Below are 1326 nucleotides of genomic sequence, written 5' to 3' on the forward strand. Positions count from 1 at the left end.
ACTAGACCACTTCTAAGAATAGATTCTTAGTGTTGCACTTGATTTGACAATTGAGGATTAGTTATTTTGGTAAACATTTGCTAAGTAGCCAATTACTATCTTTAGAAACGATGATCACAGCCATTTTGAATGATTGGAAAACCAAGTTTTAGTTTTCTTAAACTTATATTTTGACAATCAAGCACGAAAAGCATTATTCTGCACGTGAGGTTAATATTACAGCCAATATTAAACATCTCTGACTGTATCATTAGCCTTGGTTGCTGTTTCCCGCGATTTAAGGAGGTATAATTATGGTCGAAAAAAAAGATGATAAATTAACTCGAGAAGAATCAGGAGAAAAGGGTGGCGAAGCCACTGCCAAATCGCACGACAAAGATTTTTACGAAAAAATTGGAAAAAAGGGTGGTGAAGCCACTACTAAGTCACATGATAAAGATTTCTACCAAGAAAATGGTGAAAAAGGTGGTCAAAAGGGTGGTGAAGCCACTGCCAAATCTCGCGATAAAAATTCCTAATAGACAGATAACAAAAAAAGGTGATAAGCAACGGATCTGAATCCGTCTACACTGAGTTTAATAGATATATTGTTTACCTCTTAAATATTTGAAAACTAAATATTTTAGAAAGCGCTTTATTCCCTTCTGAGTAACCAGATATTTAGTTATATTCCGTTTACTCAGAAGGGTTTATAATTTCCAAGTCCTTTGCTCATCATCTTTAAAAGGTAGCTAAAGACATAAGAATAATTTTGTTCTTAATAGTTTTAAACTATTGGAGGAAAAAAATGAACTTATATTTACAAAAATATCCTAATAAACCAGTTCCATCAATACCTTCAGAGCAACCGATTAAAGATCCTCCTCACAAAACAACCGCACCCCCCGAGCAGCCAAATACTCATCCTGAAAAAGTATATCCAAAGATTGCACCCGAACACTTCCCTAAAAGAAAGCATCCAAAACAAGATCAATAGGAAATATTCTAGATAAAATGAGTGAAGGATAATTGATATATGGAAGATTTTAAAAGTATCATGATAGATTATTTGGCTAGCCGGGTAAAGGGAAAACAAAAAAGTGTCGATGTTTATCCAGGTTTAACAACTTCTAAAATGAATAGCAATAATGATGAGCTTTTTATAGCTATTCAAATTTTTTAACAGTAGTACATGCATTAGAACCCGCAAAAGTCGATAGAATTAATTATTTTCTTGCCAAAGGGTAGATTGCAAATTTAATCCGAATTTTTGGACAAATTTGTCAGCATAACCTGATACGGTGTTTGCCAGTCGAGTATTTTAAGCGGTCGCTGGTTAATTTGGAG

Annotated in this window: 3 protein-coding genes; all 3 read left to right on the forward strand. The window is 33.9% G+C overall.

Annotated features, from left to right (window positions below; all coding sequences use genetic code 11):
* Positions 1–293: 293 nt before the first annotated feature.
* On the forward strand, positions 294–518 hold the full coding sequence (locus FC85_RS12905) for a stress-induced protein, KGG, repeat-containing protein (RefSeq protein ID WP_057865930.1): 225 nt from the start codon (positions 294–296) through the stop codon (positions 516–518).
* 269 nt (positions 519–787) lie between these two features.
* Entirely contained in the window at positions 788–976 is a 189-nt protein-coding gene (locus FC85_RS12910) for a hypothetical protein (RefSeq protein WP_057865931.1), read from the forward strand.
* Positions 977–1015: 39 nt separating this feature from the next.
* Entirely contained in the window at positions 1016–1162 is a 147-nt protein-coding gene (locus tag FC85_RS15760) for a hypothetical protein (RefSeq protein WP_157051293.1), read from the forward strand.
* Positions 1163–1326: the final 164 nt, after the last annotated feature.

It is taken from the genome of Lentilactobacillus diolivorans DSM 14421 (assembly GCF_001434255.1).
Lineage (GTDB): Bacteria > Bacillota > Bacilli > Lactobacillales > Lactobacillaceae > Lentilactobacillus > Lentilactobacillus diolivorans.